Source organism: Enterobacter sp. J49, from assembly GCF_002148625.1.
Taxonomy (GTDB): Bacteria; Pseudomonadota; Gammaproteobacteria; order Enterobacterales; family Enterobacteriaceae; genus Enterobacter; species Enterobacter ludwigii.
Genome location: NZ_MWPY01000037.1, coordinates 181764 through 205337, shown reverse-complemented (window position 1 = coordinate 205337; position 23574 = coordinate 181764). Strand labels below are relative to the sequence as shown.

Below are 23574 nucleotides of genomic sequence, written 5' to 3'. Positions count from 1 at the left end.
AAATCGCCAAAACAGGTTCATACACTTCAGGATTTACCCTTTTTTGACCTCAACTTACGAGGACAGTTTCCCTTGAAGGCCAAAATGTCTGGCCCCGTTCCGCCATCTGCAATAATTCGTCACACGGTGTAAACCGCGGACCGTATTGCGAGGCCAGACGTTGCAGGATTGCAACCACTTCACCCGCACCGAGAGTGTCCATGTAACGGAACGGGCCGCCGAGGAACGGCGGGAAACCAATGCCAAATACTGCACCGATGTCACCATCGCGCGCGCTTTTAATCACCTGCTCACCAAAGCAGCGTGCCGCTTCATTAAGCATCATCATCACACAGCGTTCAGCACACTGAACGGGTGACAGTTTCCCCTGACCGGTTGTCGGAATAAGCCCATAAACCGAAGGGTCGACCTGTTTCTTGCTTTTACGCCCTTTCGCGCCGTAAAGATAGAAACCGCGTTCATTTTTTCTGCCTTTGCGATCGTCCTTCAAAATTGCAGAAACAATGTTTGCAGGCGGGCTAAAACGATCTCCATAAGCATCTTCCAGCACAGGTATAATTTTAGTGCCGGTGTCGATTCCCACCTCATCCAAAAGTTGGATTGGGCCAACGGGGAACCCAAACTTCACCAGCGCCTCGTCGACGTGTTCGATCTTCTCCCCTTCCGTCAGCAGCCGCATCGCTTCATTTATATAAGGCGCCAGAATGCGGTTAACGTAAAAGCCGGCTTTGTCCGCCACCACTATCGGTGTTTTCCCCTGCATTTTGGCCAGTTTAACCACGGTAGCAACGGTTTGCGGGCTGGTACTGGCGTGTGGGATAACCTCCACCAGCGGCATTTTTTCAACCGGACTGAAATAGTGCAGGCCAATCACCTGCTCCGGACGCTGGGCTCTGGCCGCAATATCGCCAATAGGCAATGACGAGGTGTTCGACGCAAAAATGGTATGGGGTGCGCAATGTTGCTCAACGTCAGCCACCATCTGCTGCTTAAGCGCCAGGTCTTCAAACACCGCTTCAATCACCAGATCGCGATGGGCAAAACCGCTGTAGTCTGTCGTGCCGGAGATCAGTGCCAGGGTTTTATCACGCTCATTGGCCTTGATATGGCGGCGTTTAACCTTTTGATCAAGGTTCTGCCAGCTGTACTGCAGCGCGTGATTGATTCCTTTCGCATTGATGTCTTTGATACGTACAGGCAATTTGCCTTTGCTGGCGGTAACAAAAGATATTCCGCCCCCCATCAGCCCGCCACCCAGTACGCCAATGGCATGCAGCGGGGCAGGCTGCGCCTCGCTGCCGGGGTCTTTTTTTACCTCTGTACTGGCAAAAAAGATGTTACGCAGCGCCTGAGACTGCGGCGTCATCGCCAGCTCGCCAAAGGCTTTTGCTTCTGCGGCATAGCCGCTGCTGCTGCCCTGAGATAAGCCCACTTCAATAACCTCAAGGATACGTTTCGCCGCCGGGTAGTTACCTTTGGTTTTTTGTTCGGTTTTCTTGCCCGCCATGCTGAACAGGAGTGTGCGGCCCAGTGGCCCGGCCAGCACGCGCTCACGCACCGGCAGAGGACGTTTTGCCTGCCGTCCTTTGAGCGCCAGTTCAACCGCCGCCTCAAGCAAAATGGCGTGAGGAACCACCTCGTCGACCAGGCCGGCTTTCAGCGCCTGACGGGCACGCAGTTGTTTGCCGGTTAATATCATTTCCAGTGCAGTGCTGACCCCAACCAGACGCGGCAGACGCTGCGTCCCGCCGGAGCCTGGCAGGAGGCCTAACTGCACTTCAGGCAGGCCCAGAACGGTTTTCGCATCTTCGGTACAAATGCGGCTGTGACAGGCCAACGCCAGCTCCAGCCCACCGCCCAGACAGGCACCGTGGATCGCCGCGATGACCGGGATAGACAGCGCATGGATCTCCGCCATGACCTGTTGCCCCTGACGCGCCAGCTCTTCGGCTTCCTGAGCGTTTTGCGCCCGGGCAATCATGTTGATATCGGCTCCGGCAATAAAGTTGTCCGGTTTCGCCGAGATAAACACCAGGCCGCGAATCGCTTTGTTCTCGCGGATCTGCTTTAGCATCGCGCGCACCTGAACGCCGAACTCGGCTTTCAGGGTGTTCATCTTCTCGTTGGGAACATCGACAGTAATAACGGCGACGTTATCGAGGCGTACCGTCAGATTAAATGCAGATGGCATATCCATTATTCAGCCTCCAGAACCATTGCCGCGCCCAGACCACCCGCTGCGCAGGCGGTTACGAGACCAAAACCACCGCCCCGGCGACGTAACTCATGTAATGTCTGAGTGATCATCCTCGCCCCCGTCGCCGCAAATGGATGACCGTAGGCGATGGAGCCACCCAGGACGTTAAATTTGCTCTGATCCACTTCGCCAGTGGCATGCGCCCGGCCAAGAACATCGCGCGCGAAACGTTCACTCGCCAGCAGTTGTATGTTTGCCAGGGTTTGTGCGGCAAATGCTTCGTGCATATCAATGAGGGTTAAATCCGCGAGGGTAAGTCCCGCGCGTTCCAGCGCCAGCGGTGTGGACCACGCCGGCCCTAACAACATGTCCTGCCACACATCTATCGCCGTGAAGGCGTAGCTGCGCAGGTAGCCCAGCGGTTTTATGCCCAGCTCTTTGGCACGGGATTCCGTCATCAGGATCACCGCGGCGGCACCGTCCGTCAGCGGAGTACTGTTGGCGGCCGTGACGGTACCGTGTTTGCGGTCAAATGCCGGACGGAGCCTGGCGTAATCCGCCATCGTCGAACTGCCGCGAATATTGTTATCTTCTGACAGCGGTTCACGGTATGGCGGGATGTACGCCGTCATGACTTCATCAGCCAGTTTGCCTTCCGACCAGGCTTTCGCCGCCAGCTGATGTGAGCGATGAGCCAGCGCATCCTGCTGCTCACGGGTGATCCCGTAAGTTTTTGCCATCTGCTCGGCGGTATCGCCCATTCTCAGACCGGTGGAATACTCCGCCACTGCGGGCGGTACAGGCATAAGGTCACGCAGGCGTAAGCGTGAGAAAAGTTTGAGTTTCTGACCGACGGTACGGGCTTTGTTGGCGTCAACCAGGATCCGGGCCAGCTTTTTACTGACCCCAATCGGCAGAACCGAAGAGGAGTCCGCCCCGCCGGCGATCCCAGCGCGAATGGTACCTGCCATCAGGCTTTCAGCCACGTTAGCCACCGCCTGGAAACTGGTAGCACATGCCCGGCTGACGCTGTAGGCATCAGTGTGGACGTTCATCCCCGTACCGAGGACGATTTCGCGCGCAATATTGGGTGCTTCAGGCATCTGCACAACCTGGCCAAAAACCAGCTGCTCGATGACCTCAGGCGGAATTTCGCTGCGAGCCAGCATCTCCCCCACCACCATTTTCCCCAGATCGACAGCCGGTATGCCATGAAACGCTGTCGCCTGACGTGCAAATGGCGTACGTAATCCACTGACAATGGCAATGCGATCGCCCTGACGGGTAATAAGCGGTAACGCCTGACTCATAACCTTCCCCTGTAAAATTTTTTACTCAAACATAAAGTGGTCTGACCTGATAACAGTCTTAACCATTTTTTTACATTCAGCCAATCAGGGAAACGAAAAAGTGCGAGCTAAGGCACAGAGAAGAAAAAAGAAAATGTCTCTGCGAAAACAAAAGCAAAACGGTAACCCGAAGGTTACCGTTTTAGTGTGCACCCTCTTCTGTGAGAGAGGGGCCAGGATGAGGGCATTACGCCGTTGAGATTAGCGCAGACCCAGCTGGAAAATCAGCGTTTCCGCCTCGCAGGCGAACACAAAGTCGATATCCAGCTTCACGCCGCCGTCCACGTCAGTAAAGGTGGATTTGATTTCGCACGGATCGGATTCGACCTCACGTGCACGTTTGCTCAGCGCGGCCAGGGTTTCTTCCGCTTCGGCGCGGTTGCTGAATACACGGCTGTAAGAGGCGGTGCAATCGGAGTTGTCCATGATGGTACCAACATCCATACAGCAGCAAACCGGGGTTTCATCAGCACTGCATTTACTCATAGCTCAATTTCCTCTGTATTCGCGCAAGGCGCGAGATAAACACGATGCTGCTATTTTACGCCCCGGGGCTGGCTCTCTCCAGCCGTTAATGGCGCAAAAGCGGATAAGTGACCAATATCACACTAAAAAATGATCTAGAACAAAAATCACCCTTTCAGACGATTCGCAATGGTCACAATTTTGCCAACCAGATCTCGTTTCAAGAAACATGTTTGAAAATATTAATAAACAAACTTGCAACATTCTGGCTGGTCAGACCTATACTCTCGCCACTGGTCTGATTTGTATGTCATACCTCAGACCCTACACTTCGCGCTCCTGTTACGGTATGTAACAATTATTGAATAAAAATAACTCAATGAGGTTATGGTCATGAGCCAGAAAACCCTGTTCAAAAAGACTGCGCTGGCAGTCGCAGTGGCAATCGTCTCTACGTCCGCCTGGTCCGCGGGCTTTCAGTTAAACGAATTTTCTTCCTCTGGCCTTGGCCGTGCGTATTCCGGGGAAGGCGCAATTGCTGATGATGCGGGCAACGCGAGTCGTAACCCTGCACTGATCATGATGTTCGATCGCCCGACCTTCTCTGCTGGTGCAATCTTTGTTGATCCGGGTGTTGATATCTCGGGCCGCTCGCCAACAGGCGCCAGCCTGAAGGCAGACAACATCGCGCCAACAGCCTGGGTGCCAAACCTCCACTTCGTTGCGCCAATTAATGACCAGTTCGGCTGGGGCGCTTCCGTGACGTCTAACTACGGTCTGGCTACCGAGTTTAATAATAACTACGCCGCAGGGGCGTATGGCGGTAAAACCGACCTTGAAACCCTGAACCTGAACCTGAGCGGTGCTTACCGTCTGGACAACCACTGGAGCTTCGGCGTCGGCTTTGATGCGGTTTATGCTAAAGCGAAGATCGAGCGCTACGCGGGTGACCTGGGTAAAGTCGTTGCTGGCTCAGGCGCTCTGCCACCGATTCCGGGTCTGGCACAGCAGGTTGCAGGTATTCCGGCAGATACCCAAATTGCTTACCTTAAGGGTGACGAATGGGGCTTCGGCTGGAACGCCGGTATCCTTTATGAAATCGATAAAAATAACCGCTACGGTTTAACCTACCGTTCCGAAGTGAAAATTGACTTCGATGGCGATTATAAGAGCAGCCTGCCTTCAGCCTATAACCAGATTCTGGGTAGCTTCGGCCTGCCAATGGGCACCGACGGCCGTACCACTGGCGGTTCTCTGAGCCTGCACTTGCCAGAAATGTGGGAACTGTCGGGTTATAACAAAGTGGCGCCGCAGTGGGCGGTTCACTATAGCCTGACCTACACCAGCTGGAGCCAGTTCCAGGAGCTGAAAGCGACCAACAGCAATGGTGACACGCTCTTCTATAAAGATGAAAGCTTCCGTGATGCCTACCGTATCGCGCTGGGTACCACCTACTATATGGATGACAACTGGACATTCCGTACCGGTATTGCCTTCGATGATAGTCCTGTACCGGCTGACAAGCGTTCCATCTCCATTCCGGACCAGGACCGCTTCTGGCTGAGCGCAGGTGCAACCTATGCCTTCAATAAAGATGCTTCTATCGATGCGGGCATCTCTTACATGCACGGTCAAAAAGTTAACTTTAAGGAGGGGCCGTATGAGTTCTCTTCTGAAGGTAAAGCCTGGCTGTATGGCATGAACTTCAACTACGCGTTCTAATCGCGCAGGGATTAAAAAAGGTGAGCATGGCTCACCTTTTTTCTTTATTCCGGGTCGATATCTTTATTCCGAGTCGATATCTTTTAATTCGTTCTCGATTGCTTTCGCGTTCGGATTCTCTTCCGGCTTCAGCTTGCCACCATTGGCAATAAAGTCGTGATTCTGGAAGTAAGCTTCGCGGACCATAATATACGGGTCAGAAGACTGACGCAGCAGACCGTCCGAATCAAGCAGTTGCGCACGCGTCTCGATCCCTTCCACCGTCCATTTCCCTACCGACAGCGGCCAGGTCAGCCACGACAGAACCGGATACAGTGTATCCACCATGTCGCCGCCGTCATCACGTACGGTGAAACTGCCGTAGAATGGCAGATGAACATACGGACCATAACCCACGCCATAATGCCCCATCGTACTGCCGAAACGGTGCGGTTGCTCACGCTGAAGTTTCGGGTTCGCCATACCGGCAACATCGATGAAGCCCCCCATCCCCAGCAATGAGTTCAGGAAGAAGCGGGTAAAGTGCACCATACCCTGATACGGATCGCCCTGCAGGAAGTAGTTCACCATCACCGCAGGTTCTTCCAGGTTACTGGTGAAGTTACTCAACCCGTTACGCGCAGGTTGTGGAACATAATCACGCCATGCAACTGCCACCGGGCGAACCACATACGGGTCCAGCACGTTGTAGTTGAAGCTGTACATTGAGCGGTTAAATCCTTCGAGAGGATCGGAGCGTCCCGTTTGCTCTCCAGAGCTGGCGCAGCCCACAAGCATCGTCGCGCCCAGCGCAAGCGCCGACAGCCGAAGTTTCATAAATATCTCCCTGTTCAGTATGGCTATCGTTGATTGCCATCCGTAACGGAGCATGGGTTGCTCCGCCTGTAAACGTGCAAGTGATTGTAACAGCACGTTTACCGATGTCTACGAGCACAATTACGGGCAGTAACCACCGTCACTCTGATCTCAGCATAGCCTGGCTTTTAGAATTCGTTTCGCTGGCAATTTTATAATGTCTTTTAATGAGATGTATCGCCTTTGTTGCCATTACCGCCAATTTAAGAGCATCCCCACGGGCATTTCATTAAAAGCCGCTACGCTTTATAGAAAGATCATCGTGTTGGAGTGGCTATGAAAGAAGTGGGCGAAGAAAAAATTGGCGAGAGTAATGAGGAAATTGAAATTGAAAGCGAGGAAAAAGAGCGCGGTGAGGAGATAGAAATCAATGAAGATCGCCTTCCTTCCCGTGCGATGGCGATCCATGAACATATCCGACAGGATGGCGAAAAAGAGATGGAGCGTGATGCCATGGCTCTGTTTTGGTCGGCCATCGCGGCAGGCTTGTCGATGGGCGCCTCACTCCTCGCCAAGGGCATATTCCATGTGCAACTGGAAGGGGTACCCGGTGGGTTTTTACTTGAAAATCTCGGCTACACCTTTGGCTTTGTGATTGTCATTATGGCGCGCCAGCAGCTGTTTACTGAAAACACCGTTACCGCCGTTCTCCCGGTGATGCAAAACCCTACCCTCGGTAATTTCGGTTTACTGATGCGTTTATGGAGCGTGGTGCTGCTGGGGAATATCATCGGTACAGGCGTGGCGGCATGGGCATTTGAATATATGCCGATATTCGATGAGCCCACCCGGGATGCCTTCGTGAAAATCGGTATGGACGTAATGAAAAACACGCCGTTCGAAATGTTCTCGAATGCCATCATCTCCGGCTGGATAATCGCGACCATGGTGTGGATGTTTCCTTCCGCGGGCAGTGCCAAAATTGTCGTGATCATATTAATGACCTGGCTGATAGCGCTGGCTGACACCACGCACATCGTGGTCGGAACCGTTGAAATCCTCTATCTGGTCTTTAATGGTACGCTTCACTGGAGCGATTTTTTCTGGCCGTTCGCCCTGCCGACGCTGGCAGGCAATATCTGCGGCGGAACGTTTATCTTCGCACTGTTAAGCCATGCGCAAATCCGTAACGACATGTCTAATAAGCGCAAGGCCGAACAGAAAGCGCGGGAAAACGATGATAAATCTGCAAAAAAATCGACCTGAATGGTGACTCTTTGAGCAGTCAGGCGGCGATGAGCTTAACGCAAAGTGTAAATGAGGCTATACTCGTGCCGCCTTGTCCCCTTAGTTAAATGGATATAACGAGCCCCTCCTAAGGGCTAGTTGCAGGTTCGATTCCTGCAGGGGACACCATGCTCTCATCGGCGCGCCGATACACCGGCACAAGGCGAGTCGTTCCGGTAAGATTATCAAATACCTGTTTTTCCGCAGTGGTAATTCTCATTCCGGCCTTTCTCAGACGCGACACCTCAGCAGCAATCCGCTGGATCCCAAACCAGAACAGCGCATCAAGCGCGGTTACCTCCAGACCACTTAACAGAGCACGCTTCAGACGTTCCGTGGGGGGCTTAATTTCTTTGGCTATCTGCAGAAAAGGTTCCGCAGTCAATTGTGTCGCTTCCATTCGCCGTATACGTGTGGACAGATGATATTGAAAAACGTCAGGTACACCGCTCAAATCGGACTTCACGCTCCAGACACAGCCAAACCGTTTCCCGTTAAAAATGACATTCTTCTGGCTGAGCTGCAGTTCATCACGCAACCCGGCAATTAACTGAGGTGTCCGCACGAGCAGCAGGCGGAAAGGCAGCTCAAAGCTGGTAACGTAATCGACATTGGTCAGGGCAATACGCAGACGCGCCTCGGCCCCGGCCTGCATCGCCTTGCACTCGCTTAAAACGTCGGCCCACTGACGGGTAAGACGCGGAGGTTCATTCGCCTCGGTAAATCTGTATTTTTCAATCTGATAATCGATTTGCTCTGTCACCCGCTTTTCCCTGTCAGTCACGTTTTAGCCGCTAAAGAGAATTTAGCAGCACAGGTTATTATGCTCCAGAGGTGATGTGCAGTGATTGAACCCTCATTTATACGGGTTATGTTATTCCGTATTACAATTCCACTGCTTTACTCCACAGGCCCTCTTCTCTTTAGGCAACCACCATGAAACAAATCACGCTCTCCGATTTGAAGCAACAAAGTGAAGCGGCGGCTAACGCCCCGCGTTTACGCGCACATCGTAACTTTCATCCTGAACTGAGCGACCCGGTTCAGCGGCTGGCCATCGCGATGGAACCAGGCACCTATGTTCGCCCTCATCGTCATCCGCATACCTTTGAGCTATTACTTCCCCTTCGCGGGCGTTTTGTCGTGCTGAATTTTGACGACCAGGGCGTCGTTACCCGTCGCGTCGTATTAGGTGAAGCGTGTATGGCGCTGGAGATGGAGGCGGGAACCTGGCATGCCGTGCTGTCACTGGATCACGGCGGCGTTATTTTTGAAGTTAAACACGGTGGCTATCAACCGGTGGCTGATGAGGATTTCGTTACCTGGGCCCCCGCCGAGGGAGAGCCCGGTACAGCCGCGCTGATGGCATGGTATAAACACGTACAGCCTGGCGATGCGGCCTGGAAAGCATAGCGACTGCTTTCAAAATATCCAAACAGATGCCGTCGCGCATCTGTTCTGGTTTATAAAAACAGAAAAATCAAAGACCTTTCGAATTGCCGCTTTTTTAATCAAGAACGAGTAATAGCACATACCGTATAAAGGGTGCTACATTATACCGCCCACCCAACGTCAGCAATGGCCAGGCAACGCCGTAAAGATCGGTAAAGCCTGCAACCATGACCTTGTACTACGGTCTAACAGGTACGTGGTTACGCAATGCGTGACTTTCACCGACTTTATATAGGTTCCCATTATTTTGTCACAATCCAAATTCAAACGCGCGTTTCTGCACCCGCGTTACTGGTTCACATGGTTTGGTCTTGGCGTGCTCTGGTTACTGGTTCAGCTTCCTTATCCCGTAATCCGCATTCTGGGCTCCAGGCTTGGCAGCGCATCGCGCCACTTCCTTAAGCGTCGTGAGTCTATTGCGCGTAAAAATCTCGAACTTTGCTTTCCACAGTACAATGCGGAACAGCGCGAAAAACTGATTGCTGAAAACTTTAAATCTATCGGCATGGCTCTGCTTGAAACCGGTATGGCATGGTTCTGGTCTGATGAACGTGTTCGTAAATGGTTTGATGTGGAAGGCCTGGATAACCTGAAACGTGCCCAGTTGCAAAACCGCGGCGTGATGGTGGTCGGCGTTCACTTTATGTCTCTGGAACTGGGGGGTCGCGTCATGGGGCTTTGCCAGCCGATGATGGCAACCTACCGTCCGCACAACAGCGCCGTGATGGAATGGGTGCAGACACGTGGTCGTATGCGCTCGAATAAGGCAATGATCAGCCGTAACAACCTGCGCGGCATGGTTGGCGCACTGAAAAAAGGTGAGGCCGTCTGGTTCGCACCGGACCAGGATTATGGGCGTAAAGGCAGTAGCTTCGCTCCGTTCTTTGCGGTGAAAGATGTCGCCACGACCAATGGTACCTTTGTGATTTCACGTCTTTCCGGTGCATCCATGTTGACCGTCACGATGGTCAGAAAAGCGGATAAATCAGGCTATCGCCTGCATATCTCCCCTGAGATGGCTAACTATCCGGAAAACGAAGGCGAAGCCGCTACGTTCATCAATAAAGTTATCGAAATGGAAATCATGCGTGCGCCTGAGCAATATCTCTGGATGCATCGCCGTTTCAAAACACGCCCTCTTGGCGAAGCCTCGCTGTATATCTAAATTCCAGAAGGTTAGTTTCGTTAAGAAACTAACCTTTTCAATGACCTGTAATCACGCTGTGTACTGTCTTTCTTTGCGTCGCTCAAAGTGAATTTATTGCGTTCTGAAATCAAACTGTCGCCGTTCCACGACACTCGTAAGTGACGGAAATTATTTAAAAAAATCCCTCTTGTCACCCCCCATTTTTAGGCGTACATTAGCGCCGTCTGGCAACAGGAAAGCACAGAATTCTGAGCGGGAGTCGGCGGTATTACGGGAAAAATCTTATTTCCGCTATAAGCCAACTTCAGCTCTCTATAATCAGGTGGACTCTGTTTTTAAATGCGTACCACAAGATACGCGGAGCGATGAAACGTGAAATATTTCTTTATGGGCATTTCGGTGATTGTTTTAGTCTGGGCCGGAACGTTTGCCCTGATGATCTAATGAAGAACATGCAGTCAAAAAAACAGGAGCCGATGGCTCCTGTTTTTTTATGTCATGATGACGCGTGATGTTCGGTGACGCTTTTCGATGAGAGAAGTCCGTCGGCGCGGAACATACTCTTGATGCCCCTCACCGCCTGGCGGATGCGGTCACTGTTTTCAATCAGAGCGAATCGCACATGGGTGTCGCCATAATCACCAAAGCCAATGCCCGGCGAGACACATACCTTCGCGTCCTGCAGCAGCTTTTTGGCAAACTCCAGCGATCCCATTGCCGCATACGGCTCCGGAATTTTAGCCCAGACGTACATGGACGCTTTCGGCATGTCCACCATCCAGCCCGCTTCATGCAACCCTTTGACCAGCACATCACGGCGACGCTTATACTGCGCAGCAATCTCATGCACACACTGCTGATCGCCTTCAAGTGCTGCAATAGCCGCGACCTGAAGCGGGGTAAAGGTACCGTAGTCGTGATAACTCTTGATGCGCGCCAGGGCATTCACCAGCGTCTTGTTGCCCACCATAAAGCCGATGCGCCAGCCAGCCATGTTGTAGCTTTTCGACAGCGTAAAGAACTCAACCGCCACATCGCGTGCGCCAGGAACCTGCATAATCGAAGGGGCTTTCCAGCCGTCATAGACAATATCGGCATAGGCTAAATCATGCACCACCAGCACGTCGTAACGTTTAGCCAGGGCGACCACTTTTTCAAAGAAATCGAGCTCTACGCACTGCGCCGTCGGGTTCGACGGAAAACCGAGGATCATCATCTTAGGTTTCGGGTAGCTTTCGCGAATCGCACGTTCCAGTTCGTTAAAGAAATCGACCCCTTCCACCAGTGGCACGGAGCGAACCTGCGCTCCGGCAATCACGGCGCCATAGATGTGAATCGGGTAGCTCGGATTGGGCACCAGTACGGTATCACCATGATCCAGAGTCGCCAGCATCAGGTGCGCCAGACCCTCTTTTGAGCCGATGGTGACAATCGCCTCGCTTTCAGGGTCGATATCGACCTGGTAGCGATCCTGATACCAGCGAGAAATTGCACGACGTAATCGAGGAATACCGCGAGAGGTAGAGTAGCCGTGCGTATCCGGACGCTGAGCAACCGTACATAATTTCTCAACAATATGCGGCGGTGTTGGGCCGTCAGGGTTACCCATGCTGAAATCAATAATGTCTTCGCCGCGCCGACGCGCAGCCATTTTCAGTTCAGCAGTGATGTTGAATACATAAGGGGGGAGACGATCGATACGCGTAAAACGGCGTTCAGGACTGAATTCAGCCATAGATTCCTCAGATTAACGTTAGCGCCCGGACCGTCCGAGCGACGCTGCCACCGATGTGGCATGTTTAGAAAATAACCTGAAAAAAATCATGCTGTCGAGAGGGAAATGAAAAAAAAGAGTGCGCGCTAAAATCGGAACCCTGCTGTATTGAAAAGCGGAAGCGTCCGAAGTGACAGCCTCTTTCTGATATCTGTTGTGTAACACGATGATATCAAAACCGTTACCTGCTCAGGCGTTATCACAAAAAAATCGGGAGACTTCAGCCCTCTCCTGATAATCCCCTTTGCAAAACAGGGTTTTTCCCCATTTGATAAACCTGACGGATAGCTGGTCAATACGCGCCAGGTTTTTTATCATGGTTCTTTCCCGTTTTCCCTGGTCTACTCGTGCACGAAATATTCAATATGCTGCTGGCGGTTTTTGACCGCGCGGCATTAATGCTGATTTGCCTGTTTTTCCTTATCCGCATTCGCCTGTTCCGCGAGCTTTTGCACAAGTCTGCGCACTCGCCAAAAGAGCTGCTGGCCGTCACCGCTATCTTCTCGCTGTTCGCGTTGTTCAGCACCTGGTCCGGCGTGCCGGTCGAGGGATCGCTGGTTAACGTGCGTATCATTGCCGTCATGTCCGGCGGGATTTTGTTTGGCCCGTGGGTCGGCGTCATCACCGGACTGATTGCCGGTACGCACCGTTACCTGATTGATATCGGTGGCGTGACGGCAATTCCCTGTTTTATTACCAGTATTATTGCCGGGGTACTGTCAGGATGGATTAACCGCAAGATCCCGAAAAAGCAGCGCTGGCGCGCCGGGATCATCGCCGGCATGGTGTGCGAAACGCTGACCATGATCCTGGTGGTGGTGTGGGCCCCCACTATCGCACTGGGGCTGGATATCGTTTCGAAAATCGGTATTCCCATGATCCTCGGCAGCGTCTGCATCGGTTTTATCGTGCTGCTGGTACAAAGCGTTGAGGGAGAAAAAGAGGCCAGTGCCGCGCGTCAGGCCAAGCTGGCGCTGGATATCGCCAACAAAACGCTGCCACTCTTCCGCCATGTGAACGCGGAGTCGTTACGTCAGGTCTGCGATATAATCCGCCGCGATATTCATGCCGATGCGGTCGCCATTACCAATAACGACCACGTACTGGCTTACGTCGGCGTCGGGGAACACAATTACCGCGATAATGACGATACCATTAGCCCCACCACCCGACAGGCGATCAACTACGGTAAAATCATCATTAAGAACAATGATGAAGCTCACCGAACGCCGGAAATCCACTCCATGCTGGTGATTCCGCTGTGGGAAAAAGGCGTGGTAACGGGCACACTAAAAATCTACTACTGCCACGCGCACCAGATCACCTCCACGCTTCAGGAGATGGCCATCGGCCTGTCGCAAATTATCTCTACCCAGCTGGAAGTTTCCCGTGCAGAACAGCTGCGCGAGATGGCAAATAAGGCAGAACTGCGCGCGCTTCAGAGCAAAATCAATCCTCATTTTCTGTTTAATGCGCTGAACGCCATCTCGTCCTCCATCCGGATGAATCCGGACACCGCGCGTCAGCTTATATTCAATCTGTCGCGCTACCTGCGCTACAACATTGAACTGAACGATGATGAGCAGATCGACATCAAAAAAGAGCTGTATCAGATCAAGGACTATATCGCGATTGAGCAGGCCCGTTTTGGTGACAAGCTCACGGTGATTTACGATATCGATGAAGAGGTCAACTGTGTGATCCCAAGCCTGCTGATCCAGCCGCTGGTGGAAAACGCGATTGTTCACGGCATTCAGCCGTGTAAAGGTAAAGGCGTGGTCACCATCAGCGTAACCGAAAGCGGTAACCGCGTGCGCATTGCCGTGCGCGATACCGGCCACGGTATTGATCCAAAAGTCATTGAGCGCGTGGAGTCTAACGAAATGCCGGGCAATAAAATTGGACTGCTGAACGTGCACCATCGGGTCAAGCTGTTGTTCGGCGACGGACTGCACATTCACCGTCTCGAACCCGGCACCGAAATTGCTTTTTACGTCCCGAATGAACGCTCCCCCGTTCATGCGGCGACATCACTGTTGCCATAGGCCGGAGTAATCAATGAAAGTCATCATCGTGGAAGATGAAATTCTGGCTCAACAGGAGCTGAGCTGGCTTATCAAAACGCACAGCCAGATGGAGATTGTGGGTACCTTTGAGGATGGTCTGGACGTGCTCAAGTTCTTGCAGCATAACCGGGTCGACGCCATTTTTCTGGATATCAACATTCCATCGCTGGACGGTGTATTACTGGCGCAAAATATTAATCAGTTTGCTCATAAGCCGTTTATTGTTTTCGTCACCGCCTGGAAAGAGCACGCCGTAGAAGCCTTCGAACTGGAAGCGTTTGACTATATTCTGAAGCCTTACCAGGAATCACGTATTGTCAGCATGCTGCGAAAGCTGGAAGCCGCATGGCAACAACAGGCCGCGCCTGCTAACGCAAGCCCGGCGATACGTGAAAACGACACCATAAACCTGGTCAAGGATGAACGCATCATCGTGACGCCTATCGACGATATCTACTATGCCGAAGCGCACGAGAAGATGACGTTTGTCTATACACGGCGTGAATCGTACGTGATGGCAATGAACATCACCGAGTTTTGCAACAAACTGCCGGCGGCGCACTTTTTCCGCTGCCACCGTTCATTTTGCGTCAATCTAAACAAGATCCGCGAGATCGAACCGTGGTTTAACAACACCTATATTTTGCGTCTGAAGGATCTTGATTTTCAGGTCCCGGTGAGTCGCAGCAAGGTGAAAGAGTTCCGCCAGCTGATGCATCTGTAAAAATCCCCTCTCCCGCAGGAGAGGGATAGTCGTCAGAGGATTTGACCCAGTACCTGACGCAGGTGCGCGCCCGAGCCAAGCAGGCCTGGGTTATCGTGCACAATCAGGTACACAGGGATGTCCTGCACATAGCTTCTGAAGCGACCTTTGTCTTCAAACGCACCGCGGAAGCCTGAGGCTGTAAAGAAGTCGAGGAAACGCGGTACGATCCCGCCCGCGATATAGACTCCCCCGAAGGTACCCAGCGTCAGCGCCAGGTTGCCGCCAAACCGTCCCATGATCACACAGAACAGCGACAGCGCACGGCGACAGTCGATGCAGCTGTCCGCAAGCGCGCGTTCGGTCACATCTTTTGGCTGCAGATTCTCCGGCAGACGGCCGTCTGATTTTACAATCGCACGGTACAGATTCACCAGACCCGGACCGGAAAGCACGCGCTCGGCGGAGACGTGGCCGATTTCAGCGCGCAGCTCTTCGAGGATAATGCCCTCTTCTTCGCTGTTGGGCGCAAAGTCCACGTGACCGCCCTCACCCGGCAGGCTTACCCAGCGCTGGTCGACGTGAACCAGATGTGAAACGCCAAGACCGGTACCGGCACCGTAGACCGCAATCGGCTTACCTTCTACTGGCGCTGTACCGCCAAATTGAATCAGATGCTCTGGCTTCAGCATCGGGATCGCCATGGACACGGCAGTAAAGTCATTGATGATTTCAAGATGCGCAAAACCCAGGTTTTTTTTCATCTCAGCGATGGAAAATGCCCAGACATGGTTGGTCATCGCCACCCAGTCACCGGTAATCGGGCAGGCAATGGCGATACATCCGTCTTCGATGCTCACCTGTTGCTCTTCAAGATAGACCCGAACAACGGCCTCAAGACTTGGATAATCCAGCCCTGAATAGGTTTTCGCCCGGGAAATTTCACCGCTATTTACATCGCATAGGGCAAGGCGAGCATTCGTGCCGCCCACATCGCCTACCAAAGCATACTTTGTCATTCTTCTACTGCTCCGCTAAAGTCAGAATAAATCTTTGGGACACTGTAAGTTCAAGGCGTGATAACAACAACGACCGGAAGGTGAATGCCCGTGGATTATCGATCTTCGTCACAGAATAACTTTACCGTTTCAGCACCTTTTGCACTATTGCCATAAAGCTGATTGTGCAAAGTAACGTAATAGCGTTTTGTACAAGGAAATCATCATGCTCCATCCGCGAGCCAGAACCATGCTCTTACTGGCAATACCGGCGCTGATCATTGGCGTTGCCTCAAGTCTGGTGCTTATTGTCGTGATGAAAGTCGCGTCGGTGTTGCAGGCGATGTTATGGACGGCGCTTCCTGCACAACTGGGCATCAGCGTGGATTCGCCGGGATGGATCATGTTGATGCTGACGCTCACCGGCGTTGCGGTGGGTCTGGTGATCCGCTTTAGCCCCGGGCACGCCGGGCCGGATCCGGCGCTTGAGCCACTGATCGGTGCGCCCGTTCCCCCCTCGGCGCTGCCGGGGCTGATTATCGCGTTGATCCTGGGTCTGGCGGGCGGTGTCAGCCTTGGTCCTGAACACCCCATCATGGCGGTAAACATTGGTATGGCGGTCTTTTTCGGTTCGCGCATTTTACCCCGTGTCGGTGCGCTGGACTGGACCATCCTCGCCTCTGCAGGCACCATCGGGGCGCTTTTCGGCACGCCCGTTGCCGCCGCCCTTATTTTTTCTCAGACGCTTACCAGCAATAACGACGTCCCGCTCTGGGATAAACTCTTTGCGCCGCTGATGGCCGCTGCGGCTGGTGCGCTCACGACCAGTCTGTTTTTCCATCCTCATTTCTCACTCTCTCTGCCCCACTACGGCCAGATGCATATTGCCGATATTTTCAGCGGTGCCATCGTCGTCGCGATCGCCATTGCACTCGGGATGATTGCGGTATGGTGCCTTCCGCGCCTGCACCGTCTGATGCACCGGCTGAAGCACCCGGTGCTGATTCTGGGGGCGGGTGGTCTGATGCTGGGCGTATTAGGGGCTATCGGCGGAACGGTAACGCTGTTTAAAGGCCTTGATGAAATGCAGCAGTTGGCTTTCAGCCAGGTGTTCAGCGTGTCTGATTACCTGCTGTTTGCGCTGGTTAAACTGGCGGCGCTGGTGGTAGCTGCAGCATGTGGGTTCCGCGGTGGGCGTATCTTCCCGGCGGTGTTTATCGGTGTGGCGCTGGGGCTGATGCTGCATGAGCATGTGGATGCGGTGCCGGCAGCGATAACGGTCTCTTGCTCAATTCTGGGGCTGGTGCTGGTGGTGACGCGCGATGCGTGGCTGAGCCTGTTTATGGCGGCGGTAGTGGTGCCGGATTCAACGCTCTTCCCCCTGCTCTGTATCGTGATGTTGCCCGCCTGGCTCCTGCTGGCGGGCAAACCGATGATGATGGCCTGGCGAAACGACAAGTAGTCAGGCGTTATTACGCGCTTCCAGAGCTTTGGTAAGCGCCCCGAGCAGCGGCGGGATATCCGCTTTCGGGAGCATCACCTCAATCAACGAGAGCCGCTCGTGGTGCGCCACTTTTTCAAGTACGTCCGCCAGCTGTTCCGCTTCACTGACCCGCCAGCACTCAGACTGAGGATCGAGGCTCAACGCCTGTGGAATGTGCGTCCAGTTCCACAAAGCAATGTCGTTATACCGCTGCTCCGCCCCATGGATAGCCCTTTCAACCGTGTAGCCTTCGTTGTTGAGCACCAGAATAATGGGGTGCTGTTTATCACGCAGCATCGAGCCTAGTTCCTGAATAGTGAGCTGGGCCGCGCCATCCCCCGTCAGCACAATCACGCGCCGGTTCGGGCATGCGGTTTGTGCACCAAACGCCGCCGCCAGCGTGTAACCAATCGAGCCCCACAGCGGCTGGACGATAAAGTTCACATCAGCCGGTAAACGCAGATCAATCGCGCCGAAGGCCGATGTTCCCTGGTCGGCAAGGATAATGTCCCCCGGGCGAATAAAGGTTTGCAACGTTCTCCAGAAATTCTCCTGGGTAAGCGAACCGTCCGGCTGCGGGAACGGTATTGCGCCGGATGATGACGACATAAGGCCAGTGTGCACGTGCTGTTTGCTGAGTTCGACCAGCGTCTCAATCGCCTGGTTCATTGGGATGCCGGTAAACCAGACATCCCCGACGCGTGCGGCATGCGGCTGAACTTCAATGGTTTGCGCCGGGGTAAGCTGGTGCGTGAACCCGGCCGTCAGGGTATCGGTAAAACGCGTGCCAACACACAATACCGTGTCAGCCCCTTCAATCGCCTCTTTTACCGCACCGGTGCTGGCTGAACCACTGTATGTACCGTAAAAACCCGCCTGACGCTCGTCGAATATCCCTTTCCCCATCAGCATGGTGGCATGTGCCATCGGTACCTCTTTCACCCACTTCTGTAGCGCATGCTTCAGGCCATGGCGCAGAACAAGGAAGTCGGCCAGCAGCGCGGTACGTTTGCTCATCGCCAGTTTGTTCTCAGCAGCATCCCGGAACGCTTTCAGGCAGGCGCTATCGGCATGAGCCTGCTTATGAGTGAGAGCGTTTACAGGCGGCGTGGCGGCTTTTTTTGCCACATCGGCGGGGAACATCAGATAACCGGGGCGACGTTCCCGAAGCATGGTTGTCAGCACACGGTCGATTTCATAACAGGCATTTTGTTCGGTAAGGACCGCCTGTGCGACGGTGATCGGCTCGCTCATATGATAAAAGTGACGGAACTCCCCATCCCCCAACGTATGATGCAGCAACTCTCCCCTTTGCTGTGCCGCCGTACCCGGCGCCCCCACAATATGTAAAACCGGGACATGCTCGGCATAGCTGCCGGCAATGCCGTTCATGGCACTTAACTCCCCAACGCCGAATGTGGTCAGCAGCGCGGCAAAGCCCTTACATCGGGCGTATCCGTCAGCGGCATAGGATGCGTTCAGCTCATTGGCACAGCCCACCCAACAAATATCCGGGCTGTCTATTACGTGGTCGAGAAACTGCAGGTTATAGTCGCCCGGCACGCCAAACAGATGATCGGCACCACAATCTGTAAGACGGTCCAGCAGGTAATCGGCGACGCAGTATGGGGTTCGCATAACAGGTGTCCTTCTGACGTTGACCTCACTTTGAGTATTAAAGAAGCGTGATGGCTGTCCAGAATTGGTCGTAAGAAGGGCATGGAAAGAATGCTTTACAAAAAAGGCTGCGCTATGCTCTTTTTTTTCACGTTAATGTAAACGTATACACTGATTTTTCCTTTCAGCACCAGAGGGCATCAGAATGAGTTACCAGCCGGACAAAAATCGTTATCAGACAATGCAGTATCGCCGCTGCGGGCAAAGCGGACTCAGGTTGCCTGCCATCTCACTCGGGTTGTGGCACAATTTTGGCGACGCCACGCTTGTCGAAAACAGCCGTCAACTTTTACAACGCGCGTTCGATCTGGGTATTACGCATTTCGACCTTGCCAATAATTACGGTCCTCCTCCCGGCTCAGCCGAACGTAATTTCGGTCGCATTTTGCAGGAAGATTTCCTGCCATGGCGCGACGAGCTGATCATCTCGACCAAAGCGGGTTATACCATGTGGGATGGCCCCTACGGCGACTGGGGGTCACGCAAATATCTGGTTGCCAGCCTGGATCAAAGCCTGAAGCGTATGGGGCTGGAATATGTGGATATCTTCTATCATCACCGTCCTGACCCACAAACGCCACTGCTGGAAACCATGAAAGCGCTTGACCATGTGGTGCGCCAGGGAAAAGCCCTTTACGTCGGGTTATCAAATTACCCTGCAGAACAGGCCCGCAAGGCTATCGATATCCTGAATGACCTTGGGACGCCGTGTCTGATCCACCAGCCGAAATATTCGATGTTTGAACGTGCGCCAGAGGAAGGCCTGCTGGACGTGCTGCAGGAAAAAGGCGTCGGCTGCATTCCCTTCTCGCCGCTGGCGGGGGGACAGCTGACTAACCGCTACCTGAACGGTATTCCTGCAGACTCGCGTGCGGCAAGCGGCAGTAAGTTCCTTAATCCCGATCAGATCACCGAAGAGAAGCTGGAGAAGGTTCGTCAACTGAACGCGCTGGCGGAAAACCGCGGCCAGAAACTGTCACAGATGGCGCTGGCGTGGATTTTACGCCACGAGTCGGTAACGTCAGTGCTGATTGGGGCCAGTAAAACTGCCCAGATTGACGATGCTGTGGCAATGCTGGAAAACCGCCATTTCTCGGCGGAAGAACTGGCAATCATTGATGGGATCCTGAACAGCTCAAAATAAAATCACTTTTAGCAAAAAGTGCTCTCATTCATGAATTAGGAGTTGAGGCGATGAAACGAGCCTTTACCAACTCGTAATATTGCGTTAACAGGCCCCACAAAGGCCCCGATCGTGAAGGAGAAAGAGTATGTTCAGGTCACTGATTCTTGCAGCGGTATTACTGGCTTCGGCCCCGCTGATCGCCACTGCGGGCGAAATCACCCTGTTGCCATCAGTTAAATTACAAATTGGCGATCGTGACGACTACGGCAGATACTGGGACGGTGGCTACTGGCGCGACCGTGATTACTGGAACCGTCACTATGAGTGGCGCGGCGACCGCTGGCGCAGACATGATAATGGCCTGCATCGCGGCTGGTACAAAAACAACGCCTATGAGCGTGGTTACCGTGAAGGCTGGAACGATCGTGACGACCGCCGCGGTGGCTGGGGTCACGGTGGCAGAGGACACGGTGGTCACGGCCATCATCACTAATGCATCATCAGTAATGCAAAAAGGAGCCTCCCGGCTCCTTTTTCTTTGGTTCAACGCGATGCTATAACCCCAGAGCAGTGCCGACCAGGAGCCATAGGTTCAACGACACCACTACCGCCACAATGACCCAACCGGTTCGTTTCACCAGCGTGCTGTTCACCAGTTCGCCCATCAGGCTTTTGTCACTGGTAAAGATCAGCAGCGGCACCAGTGCAAGCGCGATACCAAAACTCAGCAGTACCTGGCTCATGACCAGAATTCTCGTGGGATCCAGCCCCATCAGAATCACAACAAAGGAGGGCAGCATGGTCACGGAGCGACGAACCCAAAGCGGAATGTGGAAACGGACAAAGCCCTGCATCACCACCTGCCCTGCCAGCGTCCCCACAACCGTTGACGAGAGACCGGCCGCCACCAGGCTCAGCCCGAATATCGTGGCAGCAGCATGGCTCAGTAACGGCTCCAGCGTAAGGTATGCCTGGTCGAGATCGGCAATACCGGTGTGACCGTTAAAATGGAAAGCGGCGGCAGCGGTCGCCATCATCGCCAGGTTCACAAAACCGGCAATGGTCATGGCGATCGCCACATCCCATTTCGTCGCAGAGTAACGCTCTTTGCGCGTCCCACCGTGCAGGTGCTGTGTCAGCGAGGAATGCAGGTAAATGACATGCGGCATGATGGTTGCGCCCAGCACACCGGCGGCCAGGAATACCGCTTCAGAGGTTGGCAGGCTCGGGATAATCATCCCTTTGCTGAGCTGTGCCAGATTCGGCTGAGAGAAAATCAGCTCGACGATATAGGCCGCCGCCACAAACAGCAGCAGCCCACCGATAACTTTTTCCAGCGGTTTTTGACCGCGACGCTGCAGCATCAGGATCAGGAAAGTGGCAATCCCGGTGAGCACCGCGCCCTGAAGCAGCGAGACGCCGAGGATCAATTTAAAACCAATCGCGGCCCCGATGAATTCGGCGAGGTCGGTTGCCATGGCGATAATTTCCGCCTGAACCCAGTAAAGCCATACCGCCGGACGCGGATAGTGATCGCGAATTTGTTCAGCCAGGTTTTTGCCCGTGGCAATCCCCAGCTTCGCGGACAGCATCTGGATCAACATGGCCATCAGGTTAGCCCACACGACCACCCAGAGCAGCTTATAGCCGAAGCTGGCCCCGGCCTGAATATTGGTCGCAAAGTTACCTGGATCGATATAGCCGATGGCAGCAATGAACGCAGGTCCCATTAACGCGAACCGCAACTTGCGCGCTGCTCTGCCACTGCTACCCTCTACGCGACTGTTTGTCATTTCTGCCTCTGGAAATATAGCCTTTGCTATATTTAATGCTATCAAAATGAGAATGATTATCAAGATCATTTAGTGAGTTTATAGTGATTTCTCTGATAGCTTTGAACAATAGACGGGCGGGTAAGGTGGGGCGATCTAACAAAACCTGCAATCGCGCACGCTTTTGTGAAGACTAGCACACAAACTTAACTTTTCACTCATTTACCTAACATAACAAAAATGTATTGTGGATCACTAATTTTGAGACTCGTCACAGGATGTAACTATAGTGTGTCCTTGATCTCGTTTTCTTTTCGCTTGTTACATAGAATGTGCACGAAAATTAAACCTGCCTCATATTTGGAGCAAATATGGACCGCGTCCTTCATTTTGTCCTGGCACTCGTTGTCGTTACTGCGCTTGCGTTACTGGTCAGCCATGACCGTAAAAAAATCCGCATCCGCTTTGTTGTTCAGCTTCTCGTTATTGAAGTTTTGCTCGCGTGGTTCTTCCTGAACTCCAACGTGGGGCTTGGCTTCGTAAAAGGCTTCTCCGAAATGTTCGAAAAACTGCTCGGATTCGCCAACGAAGGGACGAACTTTGTCTTCGGTAAAATGAACGACGAAGGTCTGGCGTTCTTCTTCCTGAAGGTACTGTGCCCTATCGTCTTCATCTCTGCGCTGATCGGTATTCTGCAACACATTCGTGTTCTGCCTGTCGTTATCCGCGCCATTGGTACCGTACTCTCCAAAGTTAACGGCATGGGTAAACTGGAATCGTTCAACGCCGTCAGCTCCCTGATCCTGGGTCAGTCTGAGAACTTCATCGCCTATAAAGACATCCTCGGTAAGATGTCCCGCAACCGCATGTACACCATGGCAGCCACCGCAATGTCTACCGTCTCCATGTCTATCGTGGGTGCGTATATGACGATGCTGGAACCTAAATACGTGGTTGCCGCGCTGGTCTTGAACATGTTCAGTACCTTTATCGTTCTCTCTCTGATCAACCCGTACCGTGTTGACGAAGGCGAAGAGAACCTGCAGATGGCAAATCTGCATGAAGGTCAGAGCTTCTTCGAAATGCTGGGTGAGTACATTCTGGCTGGTTTCAAAGTGGCGATTATCGTTGCGGCGATGCTGATCGGCTTTATTGCCCTGATTTCTGCTCTGAACGCCCTGTTCGCAGCGGTTCTGGGTATCTCCTTCCAGGGCATTCTGGGCTACATCTTCTACCCGGTTGCCTGGGTGATGGGTGTTCCTGCACATGAAGCGCTGCAGGTAGGCAGTATCATGGCGACTAAACTGGTCTCTAACGAATTCGTTGCGATGATGGATCTGCAGAAAATTGCCAGCACGCTCTCTCCACGCGCGGAGGGCATCCTGTCCGTGTTCCTGGTCTCCTTCGCTAACTTCTCTTCCATCGGTATTATCGCCGGTGCGATTAAAGGTCTGAATGAAGAACAGGGTAACGTGGTTTCTCGCTTCGGTCTGAAGCTGGTTTACGGTTCTACGCTGGTGAGCGTACTGTCTGCCTCTATTGCGGCACTGGTACTGTAACA

20 protein-coding genes and 1 tRNA gene are annotated in these 23574 nt (G+C 53.2%); 12 read left to right on the top strand and 9 right to left on the bottom strand.

Annotated elements, in window-relative coordinates:
* Nucleotides 1-49 precede the first annotated feature (49 nt).
* The 3 genes from fadJ to BJP35_RS19305 all read right to left on the bottom strand — a co-directional run bounded on the left by fadJ (nt 50) and on the right by BJP35_RS19305 (nt 4032).
* Nucleotides 50-2197: a fatty acid oxidation complex subunit alpha FadJ gene (gene fadJ, locus BJP35_RS19315; protein WP_086463492.1), complete on the bottom strand. Its 2148-nt coding sequence runs from the start codon at nt 2195-2197 to the stop codon at nt 50-52.
* Nucleotides 2197-3507: an acetyl-CoA C-acyltransferase FadI gene (gene fadI, locus BJP35_RS19310; RefSeq protein ID WP_032678623.1), complete on the bottom strand. Its 1311-nt coding sequence runs from the start codon at nt 3505-3507 to the stop codon at nt 2197-2199. The genes fadJ and fadI overlap by 1 nt, the downstream gene beginning before the upstream one ends.
* A gap of 240 nt (nt 3508-3747) precedes the next feature.
* Nucleotides 3748-4032 (bottom strand): YfcZ/YiiS family protein, encoded by a 285-nt coding sequence (locus tag BJP35_RS19305; RefSeq protein WP_014171053.1) that lies wholly within the window; start codon nt 4030-4032, stop codon nt 3748-3750.
* Between the two features lie 372 nt (nt 4033-4404).
* Here BJP35_RS19305 and fadL point away from each other — a divergent pair, with 372 nt between their 5' ends.
* Entirely contained in the window at nt 4405-5733 is a 1329-nt protein-coding gene (gene fadL, locus BJP35_RS19295; protein WP_020883109.1) for a long-chain fatty acid transporter FadL, read from the top strand.
* A gap of 63 nt (nt 5734-5796) precedes the next feature.
* On the opposite strand, the gene mlaA is transcribed toward fadL, so the two are convergent.
* Nucleotides 5797-6549, bottom strand: coding sequence for a phospholipid-binding lipoprotein MlaA (gene mlaA / locus BJP35_RS19290; protein WP_020883108.1), 753 nt, complete (start codon nt 6547-6549; stop codon nt 5797-5799).
* A gap of 315 nt (nt 6550-6864) precedes the next feature.
* On the opposite strand from mlaA, the gene BJP35_RS19285 reads away from it, so the two are divergent.
* The gene (locus tag BJP35_RS19285; RefSeq protein ID WP_020883107.1) at nt 6865-7794 is read left to right on the top strand and encodes a formate/nitrite transporter family protein; all 930 of its coding nucleotides are present in this window, start codon (nt 6865-6867) and stop codon (nt 7792-7794) included.
* Between the two features lie 75 nt (nt 7795-7869).
* A tRNA-Arg gene (locus BJP35_RS19280) sits at nt 7870-7944 on the top strand.
* Here the strand turns inward: BJP35_RS19280 and BJP35_RS19275 are convergent.
* On the bottom strand, nt 7904-8578 hold the full coding sequence (locus BJP35_RS19275; protein ID WP_086463594.1) for a helix-turn-helix domain-containing protein: 675 nt from the start codon (nt 8576-8578) through the stop codon (nt 7904-7906). The two genes, BJP35_RS19280 and BJP35_RS19275, sit on opposite strands and share 41 nt — an antisense overlap.
* Before the next feature lie 173 nt (nt 8579-8751).
* Here BJP35_RS19275 and BJP35_RS19270 point away from each other — a divergent pair, with 173 nt between their 5' ends.
* From BJP35_RS19270 to ypdK, 3 genes are all read left to right on the top strand, one after another.
* Nucleotides 8752-9228 carry a WbuC family cupin fold metalloprotein gene (locus BJP35_RS19270; RefSeq protein ID WP_086463491.1) on the top strand — a complete coding sequence of 159 codons (477 nt, stop codon included), beginning with the start codon at nt 8752-8754 and terminating at the stop codon, nt 9226-9228.
* A 283-nt stretch (nt 9229-9511) separates the two neighbouring features.
* On the top strand, nt 9512-10432 hold the full coding sequence (lpxP, locus tag BJP35_RS19265; protein WP_025203512.1) for a kdo(2)-lipid IV(A) palmitoleoyltransferase: 921 nt from the start codon (nt 9512-9514) through the stop codon (nt 10430-10432).
* 354 nt (nt 10433-10786) lie between these two features.
* Nucleotides 10787-10858 carry a membrane protein YpdK gene (gene ypdK / locus BJP35_RS19260; protein ID WP_099458937.1) on the top strand — a complete coding sequence of 24 codons (72 nt, stop codon included), beginning with the start codon at nt 10787-10789 and terminating at the stop codon, nt 10856-10858.
* Nucleotides 10859-10910: 52 nt separating this feature from the next.
* On the opposite strand, the gene alaC is transcribed toward ypdK, so the two are convergent.
* Nucleotides 10911-12149: an alanine transaminase gene (alaC, locus tag BJP35_RS19255; protein WP_025203511.1), complete on the bottom strand. Its 1239-nt coding sequence runs from the start codon at nt 12147-12149 to the stop codon at nt 10911-10913.
* Between the two features lie 386 nt (nt 12150-12535).
* Here alaC and BJP35_RS19250 point away from each other — a divergent pair, with 386 nt between their 5' ends.
* Both BJP35_RS19250 and BJP35_RS19245 read left to right on the top strand, forming a co-directional pair.
* A complete protein-coding gene (locus BJP35_RS19250; RefSeq protein ID WP_025203510.1) occupies nt 12536-14233 on the top strand; it encodes a sensor histidine kinase in 1698 nt (565 codons plus the stop codon).
* 13 nt (nt 14234-14246) lie between these two features.
* A complete protein-coding gene (locus tag BJP35_RS19245; RefSeq protein WP_086463490.1) occupies nt 14247-14978 on the top strand; it encodes a LytTR family DNA-binding domain-containing protein in 732 nt (243 codons plus the stop codon).
* A gap of 32 nt (nt 14979-15010) precedes the next feature.
* On the opposite strand, the gene glk is transcribed toward BJP35_RS19245, so the two are convergent.
* Nucleotides 15011-15976 carry a glucokinase gene (glk, locus tag BJP35_RS19240; protein WP_020883102.1) on the bottom strand — a complete coding sequence of 322 codons (966 nt, stop codon included), beginning with the start codon at nt 15974-15976 and terminating at the stop codon, nt 15011-15013.
* Between the two features lie 205 nt (nt 15977-16181).
* Between glk and BJP35_RS19235 the strand changes: the two genes are divergently transcribed.
* Complete coding sequence (locus BJP35_RS19235) at nt 16182-17417, top strand: ion channel protein (protein ID WP_086463489.1); 1236 nt, start codon at nt 16182-16184, stop codon at nt 17415-17417.
* Here the strand turns inward: BJP35_RS19235 and ipdC are convergent, their stop codons facing one another.
* Entirely contained in the window at nt 17418-19076 is a 1659-nt protein-coding gene (ipdC, locus tag BJP35_RS19230) for an indolepyruvate decarboxylase (protein ID WP_086463488.1), read from the bottom strand. It abuts the gene before it with no gap.
* A 184-nt stretch (nt 19077-19260) separates the two neighbouring features.
* Here ipdC and mgrA point away from each other — a divergent pair, with 184 nt between their 5' ends.
* Nucleotides 19261-20259: an L-glyceraldehyde 3-phosphate reductase gene (gene mgrA / locus BJP35_RS19225; protein ID WP_014171066.1), complete on the top strand. Its 999-nt coding sequence runs from the start codon at nt 19261-19263 to the stop codon at nt 20257-20259.
* Between the two features lie 127 nt (nt 20260-20386).
* Nucleotides 20387-20734 (top strand): DUF2502 domain-containing protein, encoded by a 348-nt coding sequence (locus BJP35_RS19220; RefSeq protein ID WP_014171067.1) that lies wholly within the window; start codon nt 20387-20389, stop codon nt 20732-20734.
* 61 nt (nt 20735-20795) lie between these two features.
* Here BJP35_RS19220 and BJP35_RS19215 read toward each other — a convergent pair whose 3' ends face one another.
* Nucleotides 20796-22034, bottom strand: coding sequence for an Nramp family divalent metal transporter (locus BJP35_RS19215; protein WP_020883097.1), 1239 nt, complete (start codon nt 22032-22034; stop codon nt 20796-20798).
* A gap of 350 nt (nt 22035-22384) precedes the next feature.
* Here BJP35_RS19215 and BJP35_RS19210 point away from each other — a divergent pair, with 350 nt between their 5' ends.
* Entirely contained in the window at nt 22385-23572 is a 1188-nt protein-coding gene (locus tag BJP35_RS19210; RefSeq protein ID WP_014171069.1) for a NupC/NupG family nucleoside CNT transporter, read from the top strand.
* Nucleotides 23573-23574: the final 2 nt, after the last annotated feature.

Excerpts from the sequence above, each read along its gene's own strand:
- ipdC (WP_086463488.1), bottom strand. The coding sequence starts at position 19,076 with ATGCGAACCCCATACTGCGTCGCCGATTACCTGCTGGACCGTCTTACA.
- fadL (WP_020883109.1), top strand. The coding sequence starts at position 4,405 with ATGAGCCAGAAAACCCTGTTCAAAAAGACTGCGCTGGCAGTCGCAGTG.
- BJP35_RS19210 (WP_014171069.1), top strand. The coding sequence starts at position 22,385 with ATGGACCGCGTCCTTCATTTTGTCCTGGCACTCGTTGTCGTTACTGCG.
- alaC (WP_025203511.1), bottom strand. The coding sequence starts at position 12,149 with ATGGCTGAATTCAGTCCTGAACGCCGTTTTACGCGTATCGATCGTCTC.
- BJP35_RS19270 (WP_086463491.1), top strand. The coding sequence starts at position 8,752 with ATGAAACAAATCACGCTCTCCGATTTGAAGCAACAAAGTGAAGCGGCG.
- fadJ (WP_086463492.1), bottom strand. The coding sequence starts at position 2,197 with ATGGATATGCCATCTGCATTTAATCTGACGGTACGCCTCGATAACGTC.
- BJP35_RS19305 (WP_014171053.1), bottom strand. The coding sequence starts at position 4,032 with ATGAGTAAATGCAGTGCTGATGAAACCCCGGTTTGCTGCTGTATGGAT.
- BJP35_RS19215 (WP_020883097.1), bottom strand. The coding sequence starts at position 22,034 with ATGACAAACAGTCGCGTAGAGGGTAGCAGTGGCAGAGCAGCGCGCAAG.
- BJP35_RS19220 (WP_014171067.1), top strand. The coding sequence starts at position 20,387 with ATGTTCAGGTCACTGATTCTTGCAGCGGTATTACTGGCTTCGGCCCCG.
- glk (WP_020883102.1), bottom strand. The coding sequence starts at position 15,976 with ATGACAAAGTATGCTTTGGTAGGCGATGTGGGCGGCACGAATGCTCGC.
- mgrA (WP_014171066.1), top strand. The coding sequence starts at position 19,261 with ATGAGTTACCAGCCGGACAAAAATCGTTATCAGACAATGCAGTATCGC.
- mlaA (WP_020883108.1), bottom strand. The coding sequence starts at position 6,549 with ATGAAACTTCGGCTGTCGGCGCTTGCGCTGGGCGCGACGATGCTTGTG.
- fadI (WP_032678623.1), bottom strand. The coding sequence starts at position 3,507 with ATGAGTCAGGCGTTACCGCTTATTACCCGTCAGGGCGATCGCATTGCC.
- BJP35_RS19285 (WP_020883107.1), top strand. The coding sequence starts at position 6,865 with ATGAAAGAAGTGGGCGAAGAAAAAATTGGCGAGAGTAATGAGGAAATT.
- BJP35_RS19245 (WP_086463490.1), top strand. The coding sequence starts at position 14,247 with ATGAAAGTCATCATCGTGGAAGATGAAATTCTGGCTCAACAGGAGCTG.
- BJP35_RS19235 (WP_086463489.1), top strand. The coding sequence starts at position 16,182 with ATGCTCCATCCGCGAGCCAGAACCATGCTCTTACTGGCAATACCGGCG.